This is a genomic window from Sinomonas atrocyanea, from assembly GCF_001577305.1.
Lineage (GTDB): Bacteria > Actinomycetota > Actinomycetes > Actinomycetales > Micrococcaceae > Sinomonas > Sinomonas atrocyanea.
In genome coordinates, this window is the sequence record NZ_CP014518.1 from 468,126 (window position 1) to 493,213 (window position 25,088).

At 71.2% G+C, this 25,088-nt stretch carries 22 protein-coding genes; 18 read left to right on the forward strand and 4 right to left on the reverse strand.

Annotation, left to right across the window (positions count from 1 at the left end; translation table 11 throughout):
* Positions 1-2: 2 nt before the first annotated feature.
* On the reverse strand, positions 3-2,141 hold the full coding sequence (locus SA2016_RS02260) for an alpha-amylase family glycosyl hydrolase (protein WP_084249240.1): 2,139 nt from the start codon (positions 2,139-2,141) through the stop codon (positions 3-5).
* A gap of 123 nt (positions 2,142-2,264) precedes the next feature.
* A complete protein-coding gene (locus SA2016_RS02265; RefSeq protein ID WP_066494806.1) occupies positions 2,265-3,296 on the reverse strand; it encodes a LacI family DNA-binding transcriptional regulator in 1,032 nt (343 codons plus the stop codon).
* Positions 3,297-3,609: 313 nt separating this feature from the next.
* Here SA2016_RS02265 and SA2016_RS02270 point away from each other — a divergent pair, with 313 nt between their 5' ends.
* Genes SA2016_RS02270 through SA2016_RS02305 form a run of 8 tightly spaced genes read left to right on the forward strand, consistent with a single transcriptional unit; the run spans position 3,610 to position 11,680 of the window.
* Positions 3,610-4,926: an extracellular solute-binding protein gene (locus SA2016_RS02270; RefSeq protein ID WP_066494807.1), complete on the forward strand. Its 1,317-nt coding sequence runs from the start codon at positions 3,610-3,612 to the stop codon at positions 4,924-4,926.
* Positions 4,927-4,928: 2 nt separating this feature from the next.
* Positions 4,929-5,831 (forward strand): carbohydrate ABC transporter permease, encoded by a 903-nt coding sequence (locus SA2016_RS02275; protein WP_066494808.1) that lies wholly within the window; start codon positions 4,929-4,931, stop codon positions 5,829-5,831.
* 1 nt (position 5,832) lies between these two features.
* Complete coding sequence (locus SA2016_RS02280; RefSeq protein ID WP_084249241.1) at positions 5,833-6,732, forward strand: carbohydrate ABC transporter permease; 900 nt, start codon at positions 5,833-5,835, stop codon at positions 6,730-6,732.
* An 11-nt stretch (positions 6,733-6,743) separates the two neighbouring features.
* The gene (locus tag SA2016_RS02285) at positions 6,744-7,937 is read left to right on the forward strand and encodes a Gfo/Idh/MocA family protein (protein WP_066494811.1); all 1,194 of its coding nucleotides are present in this window, start codon (positions 6,744-6,746) and stop codon (positions 7,935-7,937) included.
* Positions 7,938-7,939: 2 nt separating this feature from the next.
* Positions 7,940-8,956 carry a sugar phosphate isomerase/epimerase family protein gene (locus SA2016_RS02290; protein WP_066494814.1) on the forward strand — a complete coding sequence of 339 codons (1,017 nt, stop codon included), beginning with the start codon at positions 7,940-7,942 and terminating at the stop codon, positions 8,954-8,956.
* Positions 8,953-9,648, forward strand: coding sequence for a ThuA domain-containing protein (locus tag SA2016_RS02295; RefSeq protein ID WP_066494817.1), 696 nt, complete (start codon positions 8,953-8,955; stop codon positions 9,646-9,648). Before SA2016_RS02290 ends, SA2016_RS02295 begins: the two co-directional genes overlap by 4 nt.
* The gene (locus SA2016_RS02300) at positions 9,633-10,775 is read left to right on the forward strand and encodes a Gfo/Idh/MocA family protein (protein WP_066494820.1); all 1,143 of its coding nucleotides are present in this window, start codon (positions 9,633-9,635) and stop codon (positions 10,773-10,775) included. Before SA2016_RS02295 ends, SA2016_RS02300 begins: the two co-directional genes overlap by 16 nt.
* On the forward strand, positions 10,772-11,680 hold the full coding sequence (locus SA2016_RS02305; RefSeq protein ID WP_066494832.1) for an aldose 1-epimerase family protein: 909 nt from the start codon (positions 10,772-10,774) through the stop codon (positions 11,678-11,680). The genes SA2016_RS02300 and SA2016_RS02305 overlap by 4 nt, the downstream gene beginning before the upstream one ends.
* Before the next feature lie 17 nt (positions 11,681-11,697).
* Here the strand turns inward: SA2016_RS02305 and SA2016_RS02310 are convergent, their stop codons facing one another.
* Positions 11,698-12,900, reverse strand: coding sequence for an ROK family protein (locus tag SA2016_RS02310; RefSeq protein ID WP_066494838.1), 1,203 nt, complete (start codon positions 12,898-12,900; stop codon positions 11,698-11,700).
* Between the two features lie 107 nt (positions 12,901-13,007).
* Here SA2016_RS02310 and xylA point away from each other — a divergent pair, with 107 nt between their 5' ends.
* The 4 genes from xylA to SA2016_RS02330 are packed head-to-tail and all read left to right on the forward strand — an operon-like array spanning position 13,008 to position 17,949.
* On the forward strand, positions 13,008-14,195 hold the full coding sequence (gene xylA / locus SA2016_RS02315; RefSeq protein WP_066494841.1) for a xylose isomerase: 1,188 nt from the start codon (positions 13,008-13,010) through the stop codon (positions 14,193-14,195).
* A 4-nt stretch (positions 14,196-14,199) separates the two neighbouring features.
* Entirely contained in the window at positions 14,200-15,657 is a 1,458-nt protein-coding gene (locus tag SA2016_RS02320) for a xylulokinase (RefSeq protein ID WP_066494844.1), read from the forward strand.
* Positions 15,654-16,655, forward strand: coding sequence for an SDR family oxidoreductase (locus tag SA2016_RS02325; RefSeq protein ID WP_066494846.1), 1,002 nt, complete (start codon positions 15,654-15,656; stop codon positions 16,653-16,655). Before SA2016_RS02320 ends, SA2016_RS02325 begins: the two co-directional genes overlap by 4 nt.
* A 25-nt stretch (positions 16,656-16,680) precedes the next feature.
* Positions 16,681-17,949: an FAD-binding protein gene (locus tag SA2016_RS02330; protein ID WP_066494848.1), complete on the forward strand. Its 1,269-nt coding sequence runs from the start codon at positions 16,681-16,683 to the stop codon at positions 17,947-17,949.
* A 25-nt stretch (positions 17,950-17,974) separates the two neighbouring features.
* Here SA2016_RS02330 and SA2016_RS02335 read toward each other — a convergent pair whose 3' ends face one another.
* Complete coding sequence (locus SA2016_RS02335; RefSeq protein WP_371326646.1) at positions 17,975-18,436, reverse strand: MarR family winged helix-turn-helix transcriptional regulator; 462 nt, start codon at positions 18,434-18,436, stop codon at positions 17,975-17,977.
* Positions 18,437-18,556: 120 nt separating this feature from the next.
* Between SA2016_RS02335 and SA2016_RS02340 the strand changes: the two genes are divergently transcribed.
* From SA2016_RS02340 to menE, 6 genes are all read left to right on the forward strand, one after another.
* A complete protein-coding gene (locus SA2016_RS02340; RefSeq protein WP_066501870.1) occupies positions 18,557-19,486 on the forward strand; it encodes an SDR family NAD(P)-dependent oxidoreductase in 930 nt (309 codons plus the stop codon).
* A 2-nt stretch (positions 19,487-19,488) separates the two neighbouring features.
* Positions 19,489-20,391, forward strand: coding sequence for an amidohydrolase family protein (locus SA2016_RS02345; protein ID WP_066494854.1), 903 nt, complete (start codon positions 19,489-19,491; stop codon positions 20,389-20,391).
* Position 20,392: 1 nt separating this feature from the next.
* The gene (locus SA2016_RS02350) at positions 20,393-21,574 is read left to right on the forward strand and encodes an acyl-CoA dehydrogenase family protein (protein ID WP_066494859.1); all 1,182 of its coding nucleotides are present in this window, start codon (positions 20,393-20,395) and stop codon (positions 21,572-21,574) included.
* 11 nt (positions 21,575-21,585) lie between these two features.
* A complete protein-coding gene (locus SA2016_RS02355) occupies positions 21,586-22,071 on the forward strand; it encodes a MaoC family dehydratase (RefSeq protein ID WP_066494862.1) in 486 nt (161 codons plus the stop codon).
* A gap of 82 nt (positions 22,072-22,153) precedes the next feature.
* Entirely contained in the window at positions 22,154-23,491 is a 1,338-nt protein-coding gene (locus SA2016_RS02360; RefSeq protein WP_066494864.1) for an MFS transporter, read from the forward strand.
* Between the two features lie 31 nt (positions 23,492-23,522).
* On the forward strand, positions 23,523-25,079 hold the full coding sequence (menE, locus tag SA2016_RS02365; RefSeq protein ID WP_066494867.1) for an o-succinylbenzoate--CoA ligase: 1,557 nt from the start codon (positions 23,523-23,525) through the stop codon (positions 25,077-25,079).
* Positions 25,080-25,088: the final 9 nt, after the last annotated feature.

Below are 25,088 nucleotides of genomic sequence, written 5' to 3' on the forward strand. Positions count from 1 at the left end.
TCCTACTGGGCGCAGGCGTCGGGATCGGCGCCCGTGCCAGGGAACAGGACCACCTGGCCGTCGCGGACCTCCACCCGGTGGGTGCGGGTGTCCTCCGTGGCGGGCAGGCACAGGACCTTCCCGGTGCGCAGGCTGAAGCTCGAGGAATGGAGGGGGCACTCGACGGTCTCGCCCTCGATCCAGCCCTCGGCGAGGGAGGCGTCCTCGTGGGTGCACGTGTCGTTGAGGGCGAAGAAGCAGCCGGTCTCCGTGTGGAAGACCGCGATCGGTTCGTCGAAGCCGGACTCCTCGGGCTCCACGACCTTCGCGGTGCCCTCCTCGATCTCGTCCGTGCCGCCGACCACGATTCCTTCGCTCATGGGCTCCACTCTAGCGAGCGCTCGGATGCTGTCCGGCCGGAGCTCACAGCAGGCGCCGCTGGCCGGGGGCTGCACCCGTAACCAAGCGTGGCCGTAGCTGCCGAGGGAGATCTCGACGTCGCCGTCATCGGACACCCCGAGCCCCTCTTGAGGGAAGGTGCCGGACTTCAGCAGGTCAAGCAGCAGGAAGCCGCTCCAGCCGGATTCTCCGTCGGGTCGGTCGGGTCGGTCGGGTCGGCCGGGAGGTTGCCCGAGGTTGAGCGGCACGGTCACGGCCTCGGGCGAGAGGTTGTGCAGCGCGAGCATGCAGGCGTCCTCCCAGGTGTTCAGGTGGGCCAGGACAGCGTGGTGCGGGGGGTCCAGGACCCGGCACGTGCCCCAGCCGAGCTCGGGACACTCCCGATAGCGCTGGGTGAGCAGGATGATGAAGTTCAGCAGGGAGTCCGGGTCCCGCCGCGCGGAGGCGACGTTGACGTGCTGCGGCCCGTAGCCTCCTTCGGGCAGCGGGCTCACTAGATCCGCCGGCGGCGCGGTTGAAAAGCCGGCGCTCGGCTCCGCGGTCCACTGCATCGGCGTCCGCACAGCCATCCGGCCCTCGGCCGCGAGGTCCTCTCCCATCCCGATCTCCTCGCCGTAGTACAGCACCGGTGTGCCAGGAAGCGCGAACAGCAGTGAGTAGACCAGACGGATCCGGCGGGGGTCGCCGTCGAGCATGGGCGGGACCCTGCGCTTGAGGCCACGGCCGTAGACCTGCATCTGCGGTTCGGGGCCGAAAGCGGCGAAGACCTCTTGGCGTTCCTCGTCCGTCAGCTTGTCCAAGGTCAGTTCGTCGTGGTTCCGCACGAACGTAGCCCACTGGTTGTCCGGGGGGAGCGGCGGCCGGTCGCGGAGGGCGTCCGCCAGGGGGCGAGCATCCTGTCGGGCCAACGACAGGTACATCTTCTGCATGACGACGAAATCGAACAGCATCGTCAGCTCGTCGCCGTCCGGGCCTCCGAAGTAGTCCATCTGCTCGTGGTACGGGAGGTTCACCTCGCCCAGGAGGATGGAATCACCGGCGCGGCGTCCCATGAACTTCCGGAGCGCGCGCAGATAGTCATGGGGATTGTGGACCTTGTGGAGCTCTTCCTTCCTGACCCCCTCCATCGAGAGGAAGTACGGCACCGCATCGACGCGGAACCCGCTGATGCCCAGATGCAGCCAGAAGCCGATCACCTTGGCGATCTCGTCGCGGACTTTGGGGTTCGCCACGTTCAGGTCGGGCTGCTCCTTGTAGAAGTGGTGCAGGTACCACTCCCCGGTCGCCTCGTCCAAGGTCCAGATCGACGTCTCCTGATCGGGGAAGACGACGTCGCCCGAGGTGTCCGGGGGAGGATCGGAGCGCCAGATGTAGAAATCGCGGTACGGGCTGTCCTTGGAGGATCGGGCGGCCTTGAACCAGGGATGCTGGTCCGAGGTGTGGTTGACCACGAGGTCGACGATCACCCGTAGCCCGCGGTCCTGGGCCATCCGGATGAACTCCACGAGGTCACCGTGGTGGCCGAGGCGCCGGTCGACGCCGAACAGGTCCGTCACGTCGTAGCCGTCGTCGCGGCGGGGTGTGGGGTAGAACGGCATGAGCCAAAGGCAGGTAATACCCAGCTCGGCGAGGTAGTCCACGCGCTCGGCCAGTCCTGCCAGGTCGCCGCAGCCGTCACCGTTGGAGTCGTAGAACGTCTCCACGTCGAGGCAGTAGATGATGCCGGTCTTCCACCACAGGTCGGAGGTGTCCGTGATGCGCATGAGGGGACATTCCCCCCAGCGGGCCACGGGAAACGGGCGGCGGACTCCCACGTAGGCTGCCGCCCGCCGTCGTGCGCGTCGTCCTACTCCTTCGCTCTACCACGCAGCTGCTGTCCACGCGGATCAGGACAGCGGTGCCGTGGACTCCCGGACCACCAGCTGCGTGGCCAGCTCGACCCGATGTGAGTCCAGCTGTTCTCCCCGGGACTGCCGCAGGAGGGTGCGCAGCGCGATGCGCCCCATGTCCTGGAGCGGCTGGGCGACGGAGGTGAGGGCGGGGACCGAGTCCTCGGCCAGCGCGGTGCCGTCGAAGCCCACGAGGCTCAGGTCCTCGGGCACCCGGATCCCGCGGTGCCGGGCCTCCCGGAGCACGCCGACAGCGATCGCGTCGCTGCCGGCGAAGATCGCGGTCGGAGCCTTCTCGAGCGCGAGCAGCGCGGTGAGGCCGCTGATGCCGCTCTCGGCGCGGAACCTGCCGTGGATCACGTAGCCCGCCTCGACCGAGATGCCCCGCGACATGAGGGCGGAGAGGTAGCCGTGCAGGCGTGCCTGGTTGCACTCGGCTGACTCCGGGCCGCCCAGATAGGCGATCCGCTCGTGCCCCAAGTCGAGGAGGTGCTCAGCGGCGGCCCGGCCGCCGGACCAGTTTGTGGCACCGACGCTGACCACGCCGGCGGGGGGCGGGTTGAGCGGGTCGACGACGACCACCGGGAGACGGCGGCGGCGGAAGGCCGCGAGGTGCGACGGCGTGAAGGCGGAGGTCACCACGATCAGGCCGGCTCGGCCCTCGTCGACCATGCGCCGGGCCTTGCGGTCCAGGTCGGCGCCGGGCCCGCGGCTGCTGCCGCTGATCCCCACGACGATCTCGGCCCCCGCCTCGGCGGCTCCCTCCAGGATGCCGTCGAGCAGTGCCGAGGAGTAGTTGGAGGTGACCGAGTCGAAGGCCACCTCCACGGTCTGGGGGCCATCGCTGTTCCGGCGGTGGGCCGGAGACTCGTACCCGGCCTCTTCCAGCGCCGCGAGGACCTTGGCCCGGGTGCCCTCGGCCACGTCGCCGCGCCCGTTGACCACCTTGGACACGGTCGGAGCGGAGACGCCCGTGAGGCGCGCGATGGCGGCCAGCGTCGGCTTGCGGGTGGGAGGGGCGAGGCTCACAGCGGTCCTAGCGTCGAAACATTTCGTGGAGATCAGCTTGGCGTGAGCGATGGGGCCGCGTCAAGAACTGGTTGCCCTGCTGCGGGTCTTGCGCATTTGTGAAGGTTCTGAACTTTTTCCTGCGATTGCTTGACCGTGACATGGATCACCTTCTACGGTTGCCGTGCAGGCCGAATATTTCCGAAATGTTTCGAGATACGGCGACTGCTGGAAGCTATCACCCCGACCCGCTGGGAAGGCCATGCTCCCGCTGTTGAGAGCGCAGGCCTCCACCCGGACAGGCAGCCCGACCTTGGAGGATGAACTCACCACGATGAAGATGCACACTCTGCGCAAGGGCTCGGCGGCGCTCGCCGCGGGCGCGCTGGCCGTGACCCTCGCAGCCTGCGGCTCCGGCGGCCCCGGCAACTCCGTGAGCGCCGACTCCGCGACGATGTGGGGCCTCACCGGAGGAAACCAGCCGGTGCTCCAGAAGTCGGTCGACTCCTGGAACTCCGCGCACTCGAGCGAGACCATCAAGCTCGACTTCTTTGCGAACGACGCCTACAAGACCAAGGTGCGCACCGCCGTCGGCGCCGGCCAGGGCCCCACCTTCATCTATGGCTGGGGAGGCGGCGTGCTCAAGTCCTACGTCGATGCCGGCCAGGTGGAGGACCTCACCTCGTTCCTCGACAAGAACCCTGACGTCAAGGACCGCTACCTGCCGTCGGTCCTGAAGAACGGGCAGGTGAACGGGAAGCAGTTCGCGGTCCCGAACAACAACGCCCAGCCGGTGGTGCTGTATTACAACAAGGAGCTCTTCGACAAGGTCGGAGCGCAGGCGCCCAAGACCTGGGACGACCTGATGGCGCTCGTGCCGAAGTTCAAGGCCGCCGGCATCGCCCCGTTCTCCCTGGGCGGCCAGTCGAAGTGGCCCGACCTCATGTGGCTCGAGTACCTCACCGAGCGCATCGGCGGCCCCCAGGTCTTCGCCGACATCGCCGCGAACAAGCCGAACGCCTGGTCCAACCCCGCGGTGACCGATGCCCTGACCAAGATCCAGCAGCTCGTCGACGCGGGCGGCTTCGTCAATGGCTTCTCCTCCATCGCCGCGGACAGCAACGCCGACCAGGCCCTCCTGTACACCGGCAAGGCGGCGATGATCCTCCAGGGCGGCTGGATCTACCAGACAATGAAGAAGAACGCCGCAGACTCGATCAAGAACGGCAAGATCGGCTGGGTCACCTTCCCGACGGTCGACGGCGGCAAGGGCGACCCCGCGGACATCGTCGGCAACCCCTCCAACTTCTGGTCCGTCTCCTCGAAGGCGACCGATGCGCAGAAGAAGTCGGCCGAGGACTACATCAAGAGCGGCATGTTCACGGACGCGGACACCCAGGCCCTCATCGACTCGGGCGCGGTGCCCGTGGTCAAGGGCATCGAGGGCAAGCTGCAGGCCTCGCCCGACAAGGACTTCCTGACCTTCGTCTACGGCATGGTCAAGGACGCGCCGAGCTTCACGCTCTCCTGGGACCAGGCCCTCAGCCCGGCCCAGGGGGACGCGATGCTGTCCAACCTCGACCAGATCTTCCTCAAGAAGATCACCCCGGAGCAGTTCGTCAGCACGATGAACGCGACGATCGGCAAGTAGCCATGGCGCTGACCCGCACTGCTACCCGACGGGCCCGTGAGGCGGGCCCGTCGGGGTGGCTCGCCGTCCCTGCCCTCGTGTTCTTCCTCGTCTTCGCGATCATCCCGCTCGGCGGCGTCGTTGCCCTGAGCTTCACGTCCTGGGACGGCCTCGGAGAGATCCGCTTCGACGGACTCTCCAGCTGGGTGCGCGCCCTCGGCGACCCGGTGACGGCCAACGCGATCTGGGTGACGGTGAAGGTCATGGTCTTCAGCTACGTGGTCCAGACACCCATCAGCCTCCTGCTCGGCGTCTTCACCGCCGGCCGCCAGCGCTACCGGGCCGTCCTGGCCGTGCTGTACTTCCTGCCGCTCCTGCTTTCCTCGGCGGCCATCGCCATCGCGTTCAAGGCCCTCCTCGACCCGAACTTCGGAATGGGTCCCGGCCTGGGGCTCCCGTTCCTCGCCCAGGACTGGCTCGGCAACTCGGACCTCGTCCTGTTCGTCGTCGTCTTCGTCATCGCCTGGCAGTTCGTTCCGTTCCACACGCTCATCTACCAGGGCGGCGTGCGCCAGATCCCCACATCGTTCTACGAGGCCGCCCAAATCGACGGGGCCGGCCGTGTCCAGCAGTTCTTCAGCATCACGCTGCCGCAGCTCAAGTACACGGTCATCACGTCCTCGACCCTCATGGCGGTCGGTTCGCTCGCGTACTTCGACCTCATCTTCGTCCTCACAGGCGGCGGTCCGGGCTACTCGACCCGCCTCCTGCCCCTGCACATGTACCTGACCGGGTTCAAGGCCAACGACATGGGCGCGGCGAGCGCGCTCGGCGTCGTCCTCGTCGTCGTCGGCCTCGCCCTCGCCCTGCTCCTGCAGCGCCTCGGCGGCAAGAACCGCGGCGCGAGCCAACTGGAAGGCGCCTGAGATGGCCTCCACTGCACAAGCCCCCATGACCCAGGCACCACCTGCCCGCCGGCCCGCGGAAGAGCATCGGCGCCACCGGCTCGGGCGGGACAGGCCCAACATCCTCGGCGGCCTCGGGGGCTGGGTCTGGCTCGCCGTCATCATCCTGCCCATCTACTACGTGGTGATCACGAGCCTCAAGGGGCAGGAGGGGTTCTTCTCCTCCAACCCGCTGCTCCCGCCCGCCACCCCGACCTTCGAGAACTACAGCCTCGTCCTCGAGAGCGACTTCGCCCAGTACTTCGGCAACAGCCTTCTCGTCACGGTGGGCAGCGTCATCCCGACCCTCCTCGTCTCGTTCATGGCCGCCTACGCGATCATCCGGGGGAGGGGCCGGTTCCTCAGCTGGACGAACCGGCTGTTCCTCCTCGGCCTCGCGATCCCGCTGCACGCCACGATCATCCCGATCTACTGGATGATCACCCGCGCGCACCTGTACGACACCCTGCTCGCGCTCATCCTGCCCTCGATCGCGTTCGCGATCCCGATCTCCGTGCTCATCCTGGGCAACTTCCTCCGGGACGTTCCGAACGAGCTGTTCGAGTCGATGCGCCTGGACGGGGCCTCCGACTGGGCGATGATGTGGCAGCTGGCGCTGCCCCTGGTGCGGCCCGCGGTGGTCACGGTGGGGATCTACGACGCGCTCACGGTGTGGAACGGGTTCCTCTTCCCGCTCATCCTCACGCAGAGTCCCGCCACCCGGGTCCTGCCGCTCTCCCTGTGGACCTTCCAGGGCGAGTTCAGCGTGAACATCCCGGCGGTCCTGGCCTCCGTGGTCCTGGCGACGCTGCCGCTGCTCGTGGTGTACGTCGTGGCCCGCCGCCAGCTCGTCAGCGGCCTGACCGCCGGCTTCAGCAAGTAGAGAGGTTCTCCATGGAAGAGACCAAGCCCCTGAGGGTCGGCATGGTGGGCTACGCCTTCATGGGCGCCACCCACTCGCAGGCCTGGCGCACCGCCCCCCGGTTCTTCGACCTCCCGCTGTCCCCGCGCCTCGCCGCCGTGGCGGGCCGCGACCCCGGGCGCGTCGCGGCGGCCGCCGCGAAACTCGGCTGGGAATCGACCGAGACCGACTGGCGCCGGCTGATCGAGCGGGACGACATCGACCTCATCGACATCTGCACCCCCGGGAACACCCATGCCGAGATCGCCATCGCGGCCCTCGAGGCCGGCAAGCACGTGCTGTGCGAGAAGCCGCTCGCCAACTCGGTCGCCGAGGCCGAACGGATGACGGCGGCCGCGGACTCCGCGGCGGCCCGCGGCGTGTACTCGATGTGCGGGTTCTCCTACCGCCGCACGCCCGCCCTGTCCCTCGCGAAGCGGCTGGTCGACGAGGGGGCGCTCGGACAGCTGCGGCACGTGCGGGCCCAATACCTGCAGGACTGGCTCAGCGACGAGGACGCGCCGCTGACCTGGCGGCTCGACAGGACGAAGTCCGGCTCGGGCTCGCTCGGGGACATCGGAGCGCACGTCATCGACGCCGCCCAGTGGATCACCGGGCAGGACATCGCCGGAGTCTCGGCGCTGCTGGAGACGTTCGTGAAGCAGCGGCCGGTCGGCGGCGACTTGGTCGGGCTCGGCGGGCACGGCTCCGGGGGCGAGCGGGGAGAGGTGACGGTCGACGACGCCGCAATCTTCTCGGCACGGTTCGACGGCGGCTCCGGTACCGCGGGCGCGATCGGAGTGTTCGAGGCAACCAGGTTCGCCCTCGGCCGGAAGAACGCGATGCGGCTCGAGCTCAACGGCTCCAAGGCCTCGCTCGCGTTCGACTTCGAGGACATGAACTCGCTGTGGTTCTACGACGCGGCGGACGAGCCGAACGCCGGCTTCCGGAAGATTCAGGTCACCGAGCCGGAGCACCCCTATACCGGGCACTGGTGGCCCGTGGGGCACGGGCTCGGGTACGAGCACGCCTTCACCCATCAGGTGGTGGACCTCGTCGAGGCGATCGCGGCAGGGAAGCAGCCCACGCCGTCGTTCGCCGACGCGCTGCAGGTGCAGCGCGTCCTCGACGCCGTCGAGACGAGCGCCGCGGACGAATCACGCTGGACGAAAGTGGAGGGAGCCTGAGCATGGCCCGACGACCTATTACCCTCTTTACCGGCCAGTGGGCCGACCTGCCCTTCGAGGAGGTGGCGCGCCTGGCCGGGGAGTGGGGCTTCGACGGGCTCGAGATCGCCTGCTGGGGCGACCACCTCGACCCCGTCAGGGCCGCGGAGGACGACGCCTACGTCCGGGACCGGCTCGACATCCTCGAGCGCAACGGCCTGGAGGTCTACGCCATCGCGAACCACCTGACCGGTCAGGCGGTGTGCGACGACCCGATCGATGCCCGGCACCAGGGCATCCTCTCCGAGGAGGTCTGGGGCGACGGCGAGCCCGAGGGCGTCCGCCGCCGCGCCGCCGAGGTCATGAAGGCCACCGCCCGGGCCGCCGCCCGGCTCGGGGTCACGACCGTCACCGGCTTCACGGGGTCCTCGATCTGGAAGACGGTGGCGATGTTCCCGCCGGTGCCGGAGGGCATGGTCGAGGCCGGGTACCAGGACTTCGCCGACCGGTGGAACCCGATCCTGGACGTCTTCGACGAGGTCGGGGTGCGCTTCGCCCTCGAAGTCCACCCGTCCGAGATCGCCTACGACTACTGGACCGCCAAGCGCACCCTCGAGGCGATCGGCCACCGGGAGTCCTTCGGGCTCAACTTCGATCCCTCGCACTTCATCTGGCAGGACCTCGACCCGGTCATGTTCCTGCAGGACTTCGCTCAGAAGGTCTTCCACGTCCACGTCAAGGAGTCCATCCGCCAGCTCAATGGCCGCAACGGCCGCCTCGGCTCGCACCTCGCGTGGGCAGACCCGCGCCGCGGCTGGGACTTCGTGACCGCCGGGCACGGCCACGTGCAGTGGGAGCCCATCTTCCGGACCCTCAACGCGATCGGGTACGAGGGGCCCACGAGCATCGAGTGGGAGGACGCCGGCATGGACCGCCTCATCGGGGCGCCCCAGGCCCTCGCCCTCGTGCGCGGCCTCGCCGAGATCGCGCCCCCCGCCGCGGCGTTCGACGCCGCCTTCAGCAGCAGAGGAGCCTCATGACCACCAAGAACGCGCTCGTGGTGCGCGGAGGCTGGGACGGGCACCAGCCCATCCAGGCCACCGAGCTCTTCATCCCCCACCTCGAGGCCCACGGCTACGAGGTCCGGATCGAGGAATCGCCCAAGGTCTACGCCGATGCCGAGTACATGGCCACCGTGGACCTCGTGATGCAGTGCATGACCATGTCCACCATCGAGAAGGACGAGTTCGAGGGGCTCCGCACCGCGGTCGAGAACGGCACCGGCCTCGCTGGCTGGCACGGCGGGATCGCCGACTCGTACCGGAACACCTCCGACTACCTGCACCTGATCGGCGGCCAGTTCGCCTGCCACCCGGGCAGGCATCCCGACGAGCGCACCGGGGAGCAGTCGGACAACTACGTCCCGTACACGGTGACCATGCTCCCCGCCGCCGCGAACCACCCGATCACCGAGGGCATCGGGGACTTCGACCTCGTGACCGAGCAGTACTGGGTCCTCGCCGACGACTACATCGACGTCCTCGCCACCACCACCCAGAAGGTCCGGGCCTGGGACCCGTGGCACCGGGAGGTCACCTCCCCGGCCATCTGGACCCGCGAGTGGGGAGCCGGGCGCATCTTCGTCTGCACGCCGGGCCACCGCGTGGAGGTCCTCGAGGACCCGAACGTCCGCACCATCATCGAAAGGGGCCTGCTGTGGGCAAGCCGGTAGGAACTGAAGGGCCGCTCAAGGTCGGCATCATCGGCTGCGGGAAGATCGTGGGCCAGTACCTGGACAGCTTCCGCCGGCTCGCGGGCGTGCGCCTCGTCGCGGTCGCGGACCTCGACCCGGCGCGCGCCCGGGAGGTCGCCGACGAGTACGGCGGGGGCGTGCGCGCCGTGGGCGTGGACGAGCTCCTCGCGGCCGGCGACGTGGACCTCATCCTGAACCTGACTGTCCCGGCCGCGCACGCCGAGGTCGCCCTCGCGGCCATCGCCGCCGGCAAGCACGTCTACGGGGAGAAGCCCCTCGCCGCGACGACCCGCGAGGCCCGCGAGGTGCTCGACGCGGCGCGGGCGGCCGGCGTCGTGGTCGGCTGCGCGCCGGACACCGTGCTCGGCACGGGCCTCCAGACCGCGCGCAAGGCGATCGACGACGGCCTCATCGGCGCGCCCGTCGCGGCCACGGCCACCATGGTGACCCCCGGGCACGAGCGCTGGCACCCCAACCCGGACTTCTACTACGTCCCCGGGGGAGGGCCGCTGCTGGACATGGGGCCCTACTACGTCACCGCCCTCGTGACCCTCCTGGGGCCGGTGGCCTCGGTGGTCGGGGCGGCGAGCCACACGCGCCCGGAGCGGGTCATCGGATCCGGGCCGCGCGCCGGCGAGGCCATCCCCGTCACGACCGACACCCACGTCACCGGCGTCCTGACGCACGCCTCCGGCGCCCTCTCCACCCTCGTGATGAGCTTCGACGCCGTCGCGACCCACGCGGCGAACATCGAGGTGCACGGCCCGCTCGGCACGCTCGCCGTCCCGGACCCCAACCACTTCGACGGCGACACGCGCCTGCACCGCCTCGGCGGCGACACGTGGGAGACGCTCCCGGTCTCCGCGGGCTACGTGGACTCGGGGCGCGGCTACGGCATCGCGGACCTCGCCCGCACCCTGGGCTCCTCGGACGGGCCCCGGGCCGGGGGAACCCTCGGGTACCACGTGCTGGACGTCATGGAATCCCTGCTCGAGTCCGCCCACACGGGGCGGGCCGTCGAGGTGACGAGCCGCGCGGAGCGGCCGCCCGCCGTCGGGCTCGAAGACCTCGCGGACCGCGCGCGCGAGGGCTCGCTCTCCGCATGAGCAGCGTGAGCGCCGCGATCCGTGCCGGTGGCTACGCCGCGACCGTCACCGGCACGGCCGGCGCCCTCGCCTCGCTGACCTACCAGGGCCGGGACCTCGTGGTGCCCTTCGAGCCCGGCGCGCCGATCCCGGCCTTCCGCGGGATCGTCGCCGCCCCATGGCCCAACCGCCTGGCCGACGGGCGCTACACGGCCGGAGGCCGCGACCTCGCCGTCCCGGTCACCGAACCCGAGCGCGGCTGCGCGCTGCACGGCCTCGCGCTCGCGCGGGAGTGGCGGCTCGTGGCGCACGACGGCGCCTCGGTGGCCTTCGCGCTCGACCTCGCCCCGAGCGAGGGCTATCCCTTCCGGCTGCGTCTCGAGGCCCGGTACGCGCTCACCGCGGACGGCCTCGACTGGTCGGTGCGCGCCGCCAACGCCGGCGAGGACCTCGCCCCCTACGGCGTGTGCCCGCACCCCTACCTCGTCGCCGGACCGTCACCACTGGACGCGTGGGAGCTCGAGGTCCCGGCCGCGGAGTTCCTGGAGGTCACCCCGGACCGGCTCCTGCCCCTCGGGACGCGCGCGGTGGAGGGGCACGGGTTCGACTTCCGCGAGCCCCGTGCGATCGGGCGGACGCAGATCGACCATGCCTTCACGGACCTCCGCTTCGATCCGGGCGGCACCGCGCGGGTCACGGTACGCGACCCCTCGGGGTCCGGGGTGGCCATGGCCTGGGACGCCGGCTGCCCGTGGGTGCAGGTGTGCACCGCGGACGCGGCGCCGTCCGGGCCGAGCCGCCTCGGCCTCGCCGTCGAGCCCATGACGTGCCCGCCCAACGCGTTCGCGAGCGGGACCGACCTCGTGTGGCTCGCGCCCGGCGAAAAGCACACCGCCCGGTGGCGGATCCATGCCCTCGAGGGGTGACGGCTGCTCGGAGACCGTCAGCCGAGGAGCGCGTGCGGCGCCGCGAGCGCGCGCCGCACCGCCGCTCCGGCCGCGCCCCTGAGCGCAGCGGACGCGCCGAGGTCGGAGAAGGTGACGGCGGTGATCCGGCCGGGTGCGAGGTCCTCCAGCGCCGCGTCGAGGGCGGGCCCGAGGACGTCGCGGAGGATCCCGAAGTGGCCCCCGAGGACCACGGCCGAGAGGTCCAGGAGCCGTGCGGCGGCGACGACGGCCACGGCGAGGGCCTCGCCCGCCCGCTCGACCGCGCCGATCGCCCGGGCGTCCCCGGCGGCCAGGGATGCCGTCAGCGCGGCGAGGCGGCCCGTCGTCGTGCTTCCGCCGCCGGTGATGCCCGCGGCGGCAAGGATCGCCTCCTGCCCGGCCACGGTCTCGACGCAGCCGCGGCCGCCGCAGGAGCAGCGCCGTCCGCCGGGGTCGACGACGACGTGGCCCACCTCGCCGGCATGGCCGCCGGCGCCCGTGAACAGCTGGGAGCCGATGACGAGGCCGCCGCCCACGCCCACCTCGCCCGAGAGGTACAGGTACGAGCCGAGGGCCCGTCCGCGCCCGTACCAGAGCTCGGCGAGGGCCGCGCTGTCCGCCTCGTTGGAGAGCTCGGCCGCGAAGGGCGCTCCCGGCGCGAGGTCCTCGAGCGCGCCGGCGAGCGGCACGCCGGCCCACGCAAGGTTGGGGGCGGTGGCGACGGTGCCCGAGGCCGCGTCCACGATTCCGGGGACGGCCAGCCCGCCGCCCAGGAGCTCGATCCCGTCCGCCGCGGCGGCGTCGCGGACGCCGGCGGCCAGACGGTGGAGCTCAGCGAGGACGTCCGCGGGGGCCCGGCCGTGGTTGGAGGCCTCGACCGTCTCGTGCACCCGCAGCTCGCCCCGCAGGTCGAGGACGCCCACGGCGAGGTAGTCCACGTTGACCTCGGCGCCGAGTGCCCCGCGGCGGGGGTTCAACGCGAGGCCCACGCCGGGCCGGCCGCGCTCGCCGCCGCGGGTGACGCCGAGCTCCTCGAGGAGGCCGGTCTCGAGCAGGTCCGCCACGAGGCTGGAGACCGAGGCCTTGGTCAGGCCGGTGGCGGCCGCGATCTCGGCACGGCTCGCCACAGTCTCCGGGCCGAGACGGCTCAGGACGAGCGCCAGGTTGCGCCGCCGGACATCGCCCACCCGTCCGGGTGCGGGCGTGGCCTGAGACGTCATGGATCCTCCCGAGGAAAAGTGTTGACCACATCACATCATGGTCCATATAGTTCAGAACAAATACTAATTCCTCCAGTCCTAACCCACCCCCCATCGAGGAGCTCCCCATGGCACTGGCGCCTACCCCCGAGAACAAGTTCACCTTCGGCCTGTGGACCGTCGGCTGGACCGGGAACGACCCCTTCGGCGTGCCGACGCGGTCCGCGCTCGATCCCGTCGAGGCCGTGCACCGGCTCGCCGAGCTCGGCGCGTATGGGATCACGTTCCACGACAACGACCTGGTCCCGTTCGGGGCGCCGGCCGCCGAGCGGGAGCTGATCCTCAAGCGGTTCCGCGCCGCGCTCGAGGAGACCGGGCTGAAGGTCCCGATGGTGACGACGAACCTGTTCAGCCACCCGGTCTTCAAGGACGGCGGCTTCACCTCGAACGACCGCTCGGTGCGCCGCTTCGGCCTCGCGAAGGTCCTGCGCAACATCGACCTCGCGGCCGAGCTGGGCGCGGAGACGTTCGTCATGTGGGGCGGCCGCGAGGGCTCGGAGTATGACGGGTCGAAGGACCTCGCGGCGGCACTGGACCGCTACCGCGAAGGCGTGGACACGGCCGCGGCGTACATCAAGGAGAAGGGCTACGGGCTGCGGATCGCGCTCGAGCCCAAGCCGAACGAGCCGCGCGGGGACATCCTCCTGCCCACCGTGGGCCACGGGCTGGCGTTCATCGCCCAGCTCGAGCACGGCGACATCGTGGGCCTGAACCCCGAGACGGGGCACGAGCAGATGGCCGGGCTGAACTTCACCCACGGCATCGCGCAGGCGCTGTGGGCGGGCAAGCTGTTCCACATCGACCTCAACGGCCAGCGGGGCATCAAGTACGACCAGGACCTCGTGTTCGGCCACGGCGACCTCACGAGCGCGTTCTTCACGGTGGACCTGCTCGAGAACGGCTTCCCGAGCGGCGGCCCGCGCTACGAGGGCCCGCGCCACTTCGACTACAAGCCCTCCCGCACCGACGGGTACGACGGCGTGTGGGAGTCCGCGAAGGCGAACATGCGCATGTACCTGCTCCTGGCCGAGCGGGCCGCGGCGTTCCGCGCCGACGCCGAGGTCCAGGACGCACTGACGGCCTCGGGCGTGTACGAGCTCGCCGAGCCGACCCTCGCCGCGGGGGAGAGCACCGCGGACCTCCTCGCCGACGCCTCCGCGTTCGAGGAGTTCGACGCCGACGCGGCCGCCGCGCGCTCGTACGCGTTCATCCGGCTCAACCAGCTGGCCCTCGAGCACCTCCTCGGCGCCCGCTGAGTCCATGGCCCAGAACGCATCCGGCGGCCGGCTCGTCGCCGGAGCCGACAGCTCCACCCAGTCCTGCAAGGTCGTCATCCGCGACGCCGCAACCGGGACGCTCGTGCGCTCCGGCTCGGCGCCCCACCCCGCCGGCACCGAGGTCCACCCGGACGCGTGGTGGGACGCCCTGCAGGCCGCGATCCGCGACGCCGGCGGCCTCGACGACGTCGCCGCGGTCTCGGTGGCCGGGCAGCAGCACGGCATGGTCTGCCTCGACGCGGACGGCGCCCTGGTCCGCCCGGCCCTGCTGTGGAACGACACCCGCTCCGCCGCGGCGGCCGAGCAGCTGATCAAGGAGGCGGGCGCCGCGTCGGATGCGGCTGACGCCGACGCCGGCGCCCGCTGGTGGGCCGAGGCGACCGGGACGGTGCCGGTCGCCTCGATCACTGCGGCCAAGCTGCGCTGGCTCGCCGAGAACGAGCCCGAGAACGCCGCCCGGACCGCGGCGGTGTGCCTGCCGCACGACTGGCTCAGCTGGCGCCTTGCGGGGCACGGGCCGGGCACGGGCGGGTTGGAGGCGCTCACGACCGACCGCTCCGATGCCTCCGGCACCGGCTACTGGTCCCCGGCCACCGGGGACTACCTGCCGGGCGTCCTCGAGCAGGCCCTCGGGCATGTCCCCGCCCTGCCGCGGGTGCTGGGGCCGCTGGAGGCGGGCGGCCGCACCCCCGCGGGCGCCCTGATCGGGCCGGGCGCGGGGGACAACGCCGGGGCGGCCCTCGGAGTCGGCGCCGGGGTGGGCGACGTCGTCGTCTCGATCGGCACCTCCGGCACCGTCTTCGCGGTGGCCGACCGGCCGACGTCGGACGCCTCCGGTCTCGTCGCCGGCTTCGCCGATGCGAGCGGCCATTACCTCCCGCTCGCCTGCACCCTCAACGCCTCCCGCATCCTCGACGCCACCGCAGCCCTCCTGGGCGCCACCCTGCCCGAGCTCACCGACCTCGCGCTGGCCGCCCCGGCGGGCGCCGAGGGCCTGACCCTCGTGCCGTACTTCGAGGGCGAGCGGACGCCCAACCTGCCGGACGCGACCGGCTCCCTGCACGGGATCACCCTGCGCAACTACACGCGCGCCAACCTCGCGCGCGCCGCGGTCGAGGGGATCGTGTGCTCCCTCGCCGACGGCCTCGCCGCGCTCACTGCGCAAGGGGTGGCGGCCGAGCGGATCATCCTCGTGGGCGGCGCCGCGCGCTCCGCCGCCGTCCAGCAGGCCGCCGCCGGGATCCTCGGGCTGCCCGTCGTGGTCCCCGAGCCGGGGGAGTACGTGGCCGACGGCGCGGCGCGCCAGGCCGCCGGCGTCCTCCTCGGTGCCCTCCCGCAGTGGGAGACTGCGGGCACCGCCACGGTCACCGCCCACGCCACCCCGGACGTGCTCGAGCGCTACCGGACCGCGGCACAGGCGAAAGGCAGGTCCGCGACGTGAGCGCACTCAGGGCCCTCTTCATCGGCGGCAGCGGCACCATCAGCTCGGCCTGTGCGCGGCTCGCCGTGGAGCGCGGGATCGAGCTGACGGTCCTCAACCGCGGCACCGGCCGGCGCGAGGTCCCGGCAGAGGCCGAACAGCTCGTGGCGGACATCCGCGACCCCCGGTCCGTGCGGGACGTGCTGGGCGGGCGCGAGTTCGACGCGGTCGTGGACTGGGTCGCGTTCACCCCCGACCACGTGCAGACCGACCTCGGACTGTTCGAGGGCCGCACCGGGCAGTACGTCTTCATCAGCTCCGCCTCGGCGTACCAGACCCCGCCGGCGCGGCTGCCCATCCGCGAGTCCACGCCGCTGCGGAACCCGTACTGGCAGTACAGCCGCAGCAAGATCGCATGCGAGGACGTCCTCACCGAGGCCTACCGGGAGCGCGGCTTCCCCGCGACCGTCATCCGGCCCTCGCACACCTATGACAGGACGCGGCCCCCGTTCGAGGGCGGCTGGACCGTGGTCGAGCGGATGCGGCAGGGCAAGGAGATCGTGGTCCACGGCGACGGCTCCTCCCTGTGGACCCTGACCCACCACGAGGACTTCGCCCGCGGCTTCGTCCCGCTGCTGGGGCACTCGAGGACCCTCGGGGAGGCGTTCACCATCACGTCCGACGACGTCCTGACGTGGGACCAGATCGCGCACGTCCTGGCCCGTGCGGCGGGGGCGGAAGCCCGGATCGTCCACGTGCCCTCCGATGCCATCGCCGCCGTGGACCCGGAGTGGGGCGCCTCGCTCCTGGGGGACAAGGCCCACTCGGCGGTCTTCGACACCTCCAAGCTGCGCAGCCTCGTGCCGGACTTCGCCCCGCGCATCCCCTACGAGCAGGGCGCGCGGGAGATGGTGGCGTGGCATGACGAGGACCCGGCGCGCAAGGTCGTGGACCCCCACGCCGACCGGCTGATGGACGAGCTCGCGGAACGCTTCCGCGTCGCCCCGGCCACCCACTGACGGCACAGGAGCTGGAAGCGAGACGATGAGGAACTGGGCAGGAAATCTCGAGTACGCGGCGGCCTCGGTCGTGCGGCCTGGATCGGTGGAGGAGCTCGCGGAGTTCGTCGCCTCAGCAGCGCAACGAGGGGAGCGGGTCAAGGCGCTCGGCTCGCGCCACTGCTTCAACGACGTCGCGGACACCGGCGGGGCCCACATCGTCCTCGACCGGATCCCCGGGGGCATTGAGGTGGACGCGGCGCGCCGGGTGGTCCGCGTGCCGGCCGGCACCACGTACGGAGCCCTCGGCGCAGCCCTCGAGCGGGAGGGCTGGGCGCTGCACAACATGGCCTCGCTGCCGCACATCTCGGTGGGCGGTGCCGTCCAGACCGGCACCCACGGATCCGGCATCACGAGCCCGGCCCTGGCCTCCGCCGTGCGGGCGATCGAGCTCGTGCGGGCCTCCGGCGAGCTCAGCCGGCTCGAGGCGGGCGCCGGCGACGAGTTCCTCGGCTCCGTGGTGGGCCTGGGGGCCCTCGGGATCGTGACGGCGCTCGAGCTCGCGATCGAGCCGAGCTACCTCGTGCGGCAGCAGGTGTTCGAGGGCCTGCCCTGGGAGGCCGTGCTCGCGGACTTCGACGCGGTGGCCGGGGACGGCTACAGCGTCTCGCTCTTCACCGACTACGCCGGCGACACGGTGGCCCAGGCCTGGCGCAAGGTGCGCGTCGGCGCCGGCGAGGAGGGGAGCGGGGGCGCCGCGCCGTCGTCCTTCTTCGGTGCCACGCCGGCCCAGCGGCCGCGGCACCCCCTGCCCGAGATGGATGCGGGCAACTGCACGCAGCAGCTCGACGTCCCCGGCCCCTGGCTCGAGCGGCTCCCGCACTTCCGGCACGAGTTCACCCCGAGCGCCGGCGACGAGCTGCAGACGGAATACCTCCTCCCTCGGGCCCGGGCGGCGGAGGCCCTCAGTGCGGTGCGGGCGCTCGCTGCGCGGCTGGCACCGCTCCTCTACGTCTCCGAGGTCCGCACGGTCGCGGCGGACGAGTTCTGGCTCAGCCCCTCCTACCGCCAGGACAGCGTGGCGCTGCACTTCACCTGGAGGCCCCTGCAGCGCGAGGTGGAGGCGTTCCTGCCGGAGCTCGAGGGCGCCGTCGCCCCGTTCGGCGCCCGCCCGCACTGGGGCAAGCTGTTCGCCGCGCCCGCGTCCTCGATCGCGCCGCTCTACCCCCGGTTCGAGGACTTCCGCGGGCTCGCCGCGCAGCGGGACCCGGACGGCGTATTCCGCAACGCGTACCTGGACCGCCTCCTCGGCTGAGCGGTGCAGCGCCCCGGCGTCGGGGCTACCCCCAGAGCGCCCGCTGGAGCAGAGCCCGCAGCGAGCCGACCTCGTCCGTGGTGAGGGCCGCGAACTGCTCGGATTCGCACGCCGTGAGCGCTGCCTCCGCCTGCGCGTGCAGGCGCTCGCCGGCCGGCGTGGCCAGGACGATCTTCTGCCGCCGGTCGGTGCGGCCCTGCTCGCGCGCCACAAGGCCCCGCTGCTCGAGCTCGTCGATGAGGGCCACGATCTGGCTCGGGTCCAGGCTCAGGAAGTCGGCGAGCTCGCGCTGGGTGGGCTCGAGGCCGCTGCACGCGAGCCGCAGCACCGAGTAGGAGCGCTCGCGCAGGCCGAACTCGCCCAGCGCCCGGTTGTTGAGGACCGAGCCCACCGCGTGGACCTTCGCGAGCAGGAGCCCGATGTCCTCCGCGATCGCCGACTCCGCGAGCCGCGGGACGCCAGCCTCCACACCGTGGCCAATGCTCACCGTGGCCTCCAAACCTCGTGAAATTCAATCGTTGACATTCTCAATGATCCAGTATCTCATGGACTGTGACAAGGGTCTCACGGACGAGGCCACCCCACAGACCGCAAAGGGAGCATGGGCATGAGCCTGGCAGGCAAGGTAGCGATCGTCACCGGCAGCGGGCAGGGCCTCGGCCTGGCGTACGCCCGCGAACTCGCGCGGCAGGGTGCGGCCGTCGTCGTCAACGACGTCAACGAGGCCGCCGCGGCGGCCGCCGTGGAGCAGATCGAGGCCGCCGGCGGCACGGCGACCGCCGTCGTCGTCCCCGTCGGCTCGACGGAGGCCGCCAAGGCGCTGGTCGCGGGGGCGGTCGAGGCCTTCGGCCGGCTCGACATCCTCGTCACCAACGCCGGGATCCTGCGGGACAAGAGCCTTCTGAAGATGACCGACGAGGACTTCGACCTCGTCATCAACGTCCACCTCAGGGGCACGTTCACCTGTGTCCGCGAGGCGTACGCCTACTTCAAGGAGCACGGGATCGCCGGCCGCATCGTCACGATCGGTTCGCCCACGGGCCAGCGCGGCAACTTCGGCCAGACCAACTACGCCGCGGCGAAGGCCGGGATCGTCGGCATGGTGCGCACCTGGGCGCTGGAGATGAAGAAGGCCGGCGTCACGGTCAACGCCGTCATCCCCGTCGCCGCGACCGCGATGACCAAGACCGTCCCGTACTTCGCCAAGGCCGTCGAGGCGGACGAGCGCGGCGAGGCCATGCCCGCCTTCTTCCGCCACGACCTCGGCTTCGGCACGGCCGACGACGTCGCCGGCCTGATTGCCTACCTCGCCTCCGACGAGGCGGCCGGCATCACCGGCCAGGCCATCGGCGCCGGCGGCGACCGCCTCCAAGTCTGGACCCACCCCGAGCCCGCCACCACGGACTACCGCGAGGGCGGCTGGACCTACGAGGCCCTGCAGGAGAAGGGGGCCGAGCTGATCGGCGGCCACCTGCAGAGCGTGGGCGAGGAGTTCCTCCCCCTCCCGGCCGAGCTGCAGCCCTCAGAGGCCCGCTGACGATGGCACGCTACGAACTCGGCCTCGACGTCGACAAGCTCGACGCGATCGACATGCACGTGCACGTCGAGATCGACGGCCACGGCCACTGCTCCCTCCCCGACGTGCTCAACGACGCCTCCTCGAAGTACTTCAAGGCCGAGGACCGGCACCCGAGCCTGGAGAAGATCGCGGACACGTACCGCGGGCTGAACATGGCCGCCGTCGTCTTCACCGTCGACGCCCGCACCCAGCTCCACCACGAGCCCAACTCGATCGAGGACCTCATCGCGGGCGCCGCCGAGCACAGCGACGTCCTCATCCCGTTCGGCTCCGTCGACCCGCGCACGGGGGAGGAGGCGATCGCCCGCGCGAAGCACCAGGCCCTCGAGCTCGGCGCCCGCGGGTTCAAGTTCCACCCGTCCCTGCAGGGCTTCGACCCGAGCAGCGAGGCGTTCTACCCGCTCTGGGAGGCCCTGGCCGAGCTCGGCCTGCCGGCCATCTTCCACACCGGCCAGAACGGCATGGGCGCCGGGCTCCCCGGCGGCCACGGCATCAAGCTGCGCTACTCGAACCCGCTCCTGCTCGACGACGTCGCCGCCGACTTTCCCGGCCTGACCCTGATCATGGCCCACCCCTCGGTGCCCTGGCAGGAGGAGGCGATCTCGATCGCCACCCACAAGTCCAACGTCTACATCGACCTCTCGGGCTGGTCCCCGAAGTACTTCCCGGAGTCCCTCGTGCGGGCCGCCAACTCGATGCTGGCGGACAAGGTCCTCTTCGGCACGGACTTCCCGCTCATCACCCCGGAGAAGTGGCTCGGCGCATTCGCCGGCCTGCCGCTCAAGGACGAGGTCCGGCCCCGGATCCTCAAGGACAACGCCGTGAAGCTCCTCGGCCTCGGCCCCGCAGAGGGAGGGCGCTGAGATGGACCTCTACTCCGTCTGCGACTGGTACGACGCCGCCGCCCTCCTCACCGAGGACGAGCGCCTCGTCCTCGGCCGGCTGCGCGACTTCCTCGAGACCACCGCCAAGCCGCTCGTGGGGGAGTACTGGGAGCGCGGTGAGTTCCCCGACGAGATCGCCCGGCCGCTCATCGGCCTCGACCTCATGGAGCCGGCGGAGGCCACGGCGAACCGGACGCGCCCCGCCCGAGGGATCTACCACGGCTTCCGCATCTTCGAGCTGGCCCGCACCGACGCCTCGATCGCCACGTTCTACACCGCCCAGGCCGGGCTGTTCCGCACGGCCATCCGCGTCGGCGCCTCCGAAGAGCAGAAGAAGGAGTGGATGCCCAAGGTCATCGACTTCACGCTCAAGGGGGTCTTCTCCCTCACGGAGCCCGAGCACGGCTCCGACATCGCCGGCGGCCTCGCCACCACGGCCCGGCGCGACGGCGACGCCTGGGTGATCGACGGCGCCAAGCGCTGGATCGGGGGCGCCTCCACGGCCGACGTGCTCGCGGTGTTCGCCCGCGACGTCGCGGACGGCCAGGTCAAGGCGTTCCTCGTCCCCCGCGGGGCTCCCGGGGTCACCCTGACGAAGATCCACCGCAAGACCGCGCTGCGCATGATGCAGAACGCCCACATCACGCTCGACGGCGTGCGGGTCACCGAGGCGGACCGGCTCCACAACGTGAACTCGTTCCGCGACGTCGCCGCGATGCTGCGCGCCATGCGCTCCGACGTCGCCTGGATCGCCACCGGCATCCAGGCCGGCGCCTTCGAGGCGGCCCTGCGCTACGTGACGGAGCGCGAGCAGTTCGGCCGCCAGCTCGGCGGCTTCCAGCTCGTCCAGGAGAAGCTCGCCCGCATGCTCGGGAACCTCACTTCGAGCCTCGCGCTCGTCGTCCGGCTCACCGAGCAGCAGGAGAAGGGCGTCTACCGCGACCAGGACTCCGCCCTCGCCAAGATGCAGACGTCGCTGCTCATGCGCGAGACGGTGGCCCTCGCCCGCGAGGTCGTGGGCGGCAACGGCATCACCCTCGACGCCGACGTGGCCCGCTTCCACGCGGACGCCGAGGCCGTCTACTCCTACGAGGGCACCCACGAGATCAACGCCCTCATCGTCGGCCGGGCCCTCACCGGCCAGAGCGCCTTCACCAAGTAAGGAAACCCACCATGACTGCACGCACCGCCGACCGCCATTCTGACCCGAGGCTCATTGTTGACTTCGACAAGCTCCTCACCATGGCCGGCGCCGACCTCGGCGCGACCGACTGGATGGAGATCACCCAGGACCGCGTCAACCTCTTCGCCGACGCGACCGACGACCACCAGTGGATCCACACCGACCCCGAGCGCGCCAAGGACGGCCCGTTCGGCGCCCCGATCGCCCACGGCTTCCTCACGCTCTCCCTCATCATCCCGTTCTGGGGCGAGCTGTTCGACGTCGAGGGCGTCACCACCAAGGTCAACTACGGCCTCGACAGGGTCCGCTTCACCGCGCCCGTCAAGGTCGGCTCGAAGGTCCGCATGGCCGGCACCATCGCCGAGGTGACCGAGGTCAAGGGCGGCGCCCAGATCAAGGTCAGCGCCACGATCGAGATCGAAGGCCAGGAGCGCCCGGCCGTCGTCGCCGAGTTCCTCGCGCGGTTCTACAAGTAGACCGCGCGCCTTCCAGAGCCCCGCCCTTCCTACCCTTCCCACCCTTTCCGCCCTTCCCACCCTTCTGTCCCGAGGAAACCCCATGTCCGGAACCCCCACGCTCCGCCAGATGAGCACGGCCGCCCAGCGCAAGGAAGCGCGCACGGTCATCCTGTCCAGCTACCTGGGCAGCACCATCGAGTTCTACGACTTCCTCCTGTACGCGACGGCCGCCGCCGTCGCCTTCCCGAAGGTGTTCTTCGCCGGAACCGACCCCTGGGTCGGCGTCGTCGCCGCCTACGCGACCTTCGCCGCCGGCTACGTCGCGCGTCCGCTCGGCGGCGCCATCTTCGGCCACTTCGGCGACCGGATGGGCCGCAAGGGCATGCTCATCGTGTCCATGACGGTCATGGGCCTCGCCTCGGCCGCGATCGGCCTCATCCCCGGCACGGACCTCATCGGCCCGTGGGGCGCCGTCATCCTCGTGCTGCTGCGCGTCCTGCAGGGCATCGCCGTCGGCGGGGAATGGGGCGGCGCAGCGCTCATGGCCCTCGAGCACGCCGACCCGAAGCGGCGGGGGTTCGCGGCGTCGTTCGTCAATGCCGGCGCCCCCACGGGCGCGGTCCTCGGCACGGTCATGATGGGAATCGTCTCCGCGCTTCCCGGCCCGCAGTTCCTCGCCTGGGGCTGGCGCGTGCCGTTCCTGCTCTCCTTCGCGCTCCTCGCCGTGGGCCTGTTCGTGCGGCTGCGGGTGGCCGAGAGCCCGATCTTCGCAGAGGCCGTCGCCGCGGAGAGGAGCGCCGCGGGGTCCCCCGGTGCGCAGCGCAGGGTCCCGCTCCTCGACGTCCTCCGCCGCCCCAAGGCGCTGGTCTTCATCATGCTCGCGGGCGCGGCCGGGTTCGGCCTCCAGGTCGTCCTCCCCACGTTCTCCGTCACCTACGCGGTCTCCAAGGGCGCCCCGCAGGGCGGGGTGCTGTACGCGTTCGCGGCGGCCTCGGCCATCTCCATCGCGTTCGTCCTCTTCGGCGGCCGCCTGTCCGACCGGTTCGGCCGCAGGCCCGTGATGGTCGCAGGGCTCGTCCTCTTCGTCGCCTACCTGGTCCCGATGTTCGGCCTGCTCGGCTCGGGCAACGTGTGGCTCGTGTTCCTGGCCTTCACGCTGGCCCTCGTCTTCCACTCGACGCTCTACGGCCCGCTCGCGGCGTTCGTCTCGGAGCAATTCGGCACCACCTCCCGCTACACGGGCGCCGCCCTCGGCTACCAGCTCGCCACGCTCATCGGGGCCGGCTTCACCCCCGGCATCGTCGCCTCCCTGTACAAGGACGCGGGCCAGAGCATCGTCCCGGTCGTCGGGTTCCTTGCGGCGATGTCCCTCGTCTCCGCGGTGTTCATCCTGCTGACCCGGGAGTCCAAGGACAACGACCTCACGGCCGTCCGCTAGCCCCGCCCACCCCACCGACCAGGAGGTCCCCATGTACAACAACGGTGTTGGCTCGTGGCTCCACCGCCGCCGCCCCAAGTCCGGCACCAAGGTGGCGCTCGTGGCGGGCCAGCGCGAGCTCAGCTACGCCGAGCTGTGCGAGCGCGCCGACCGCCTCGCGAACGCCCTGCGCCGCCGGGGCGTGGCCCGGGGCGACCGCGTGGCCTACCTCGGCGAGAACGATCCCGCGTTCGTCGAGACGTTCTTCGCCGCGGGCCTCCTGGGCGCGATCTTCATCCCGCTCAACACCCGGCTGGCCGCCCCCGAGCTGCAGTTCCAGCTCCAGGACTCCGGCGCCCGCCTCCTGGTCCACGGCGCCGCCCTCGAGGGCCTGGCCGCCGGGTCCGTGGCCGGCACCGGGGTGCAGGTCCGCCTCGTCGTCACGGGGGCGGACGACGCCGGGGGTGCCGCTCCCGCTGGAAGCGGCACCCCCGCCGTCGAACGCTACGAGGACGCCCTCGCGGCGGCGCCCGACGACTGGATCGACGAGACGGTGGGCCTCGACGACGGGGCCATGATCCTCTACACGTCGGGGACCACCGGGCGGCCCAAGGGCGCCCTGCTCACCCACGGGAACATCACGTGGAACTGCATCAACGTCATCACGGACATGGACGTCAACCGCAACGACGTGGCGCTCATGATCTCCCCGCTGTTCCACGTCGCCTCGCTCGACATGGGCCTGCTGCCGATGCTGCTCAAGGGCGCCACCGTGGTGCTCGAGCAGAAGTTCGACCCCGGCCGGGCGCTCGAGCTCATCGAGCGGCACCGCATCACGGCCCTCAGCGGCGTGCCCACCACGTACCAGCTCCTCGCCGAGCACCCCGCCTGGGCGAGCACGGACATCAGCTCGCTCGACAAGCTCACGTGCGGCGGCTCCGCCGTCCCCCTGCGCGTCCTCGAGGCCTACGAGGAGCGCGGCCTCGGGTTCTCGAACGGGTACGGCATGACCGAGACGGCCCCGGGCGCGACCACACTGCCGGCGTGGCGGTCCCGGGAGAAGGCCGGCTCCTCCGGGCTCCCGCAGTTCTTCACGGACATCCGGATCGCGGACCCACTCGGCGAGGTCCTCGCCCCGGGGGAGGTCGGGGAGATCCAGATCGCCGGGCCCAACGTCATCAAGCAGTACTGGAACCGTACCGAGGCGACCCGCGACTCCTACGCGGACGGGATCTGGTTCAAGTCCGGGGACATGGGCTACCGCGACGAGGAGGGCTTCCTGTTCGTCTCCGACCGGCTCAAGGACATGATCATCTCCGGCGGCGAGAACATCTACCCCGCCGAGGTCGAGGCCGCCATCGTGGAACTGCCCCAGGTGGCCTCGGTGGCCGTCATCGGGGTCGCCGACGAGAAGTGGGGCGAGGTGCCGCGCGCCGTCGTGACGCTGCGCGAGGGAACCTCGCTCACCCAGGAGGACATCCGCGCGCACTTGGACGGGCGCCTCGCCCGGTACAAGATCCCCAAGTCTGTCGTGTTCGTGGAGGAGATGCCCCGCACCGCGAGCGGCAAGATCCGCAAGGCCGAGCTGCGGAGGCAGTTCGCGCAGTAGGCCCGTCCC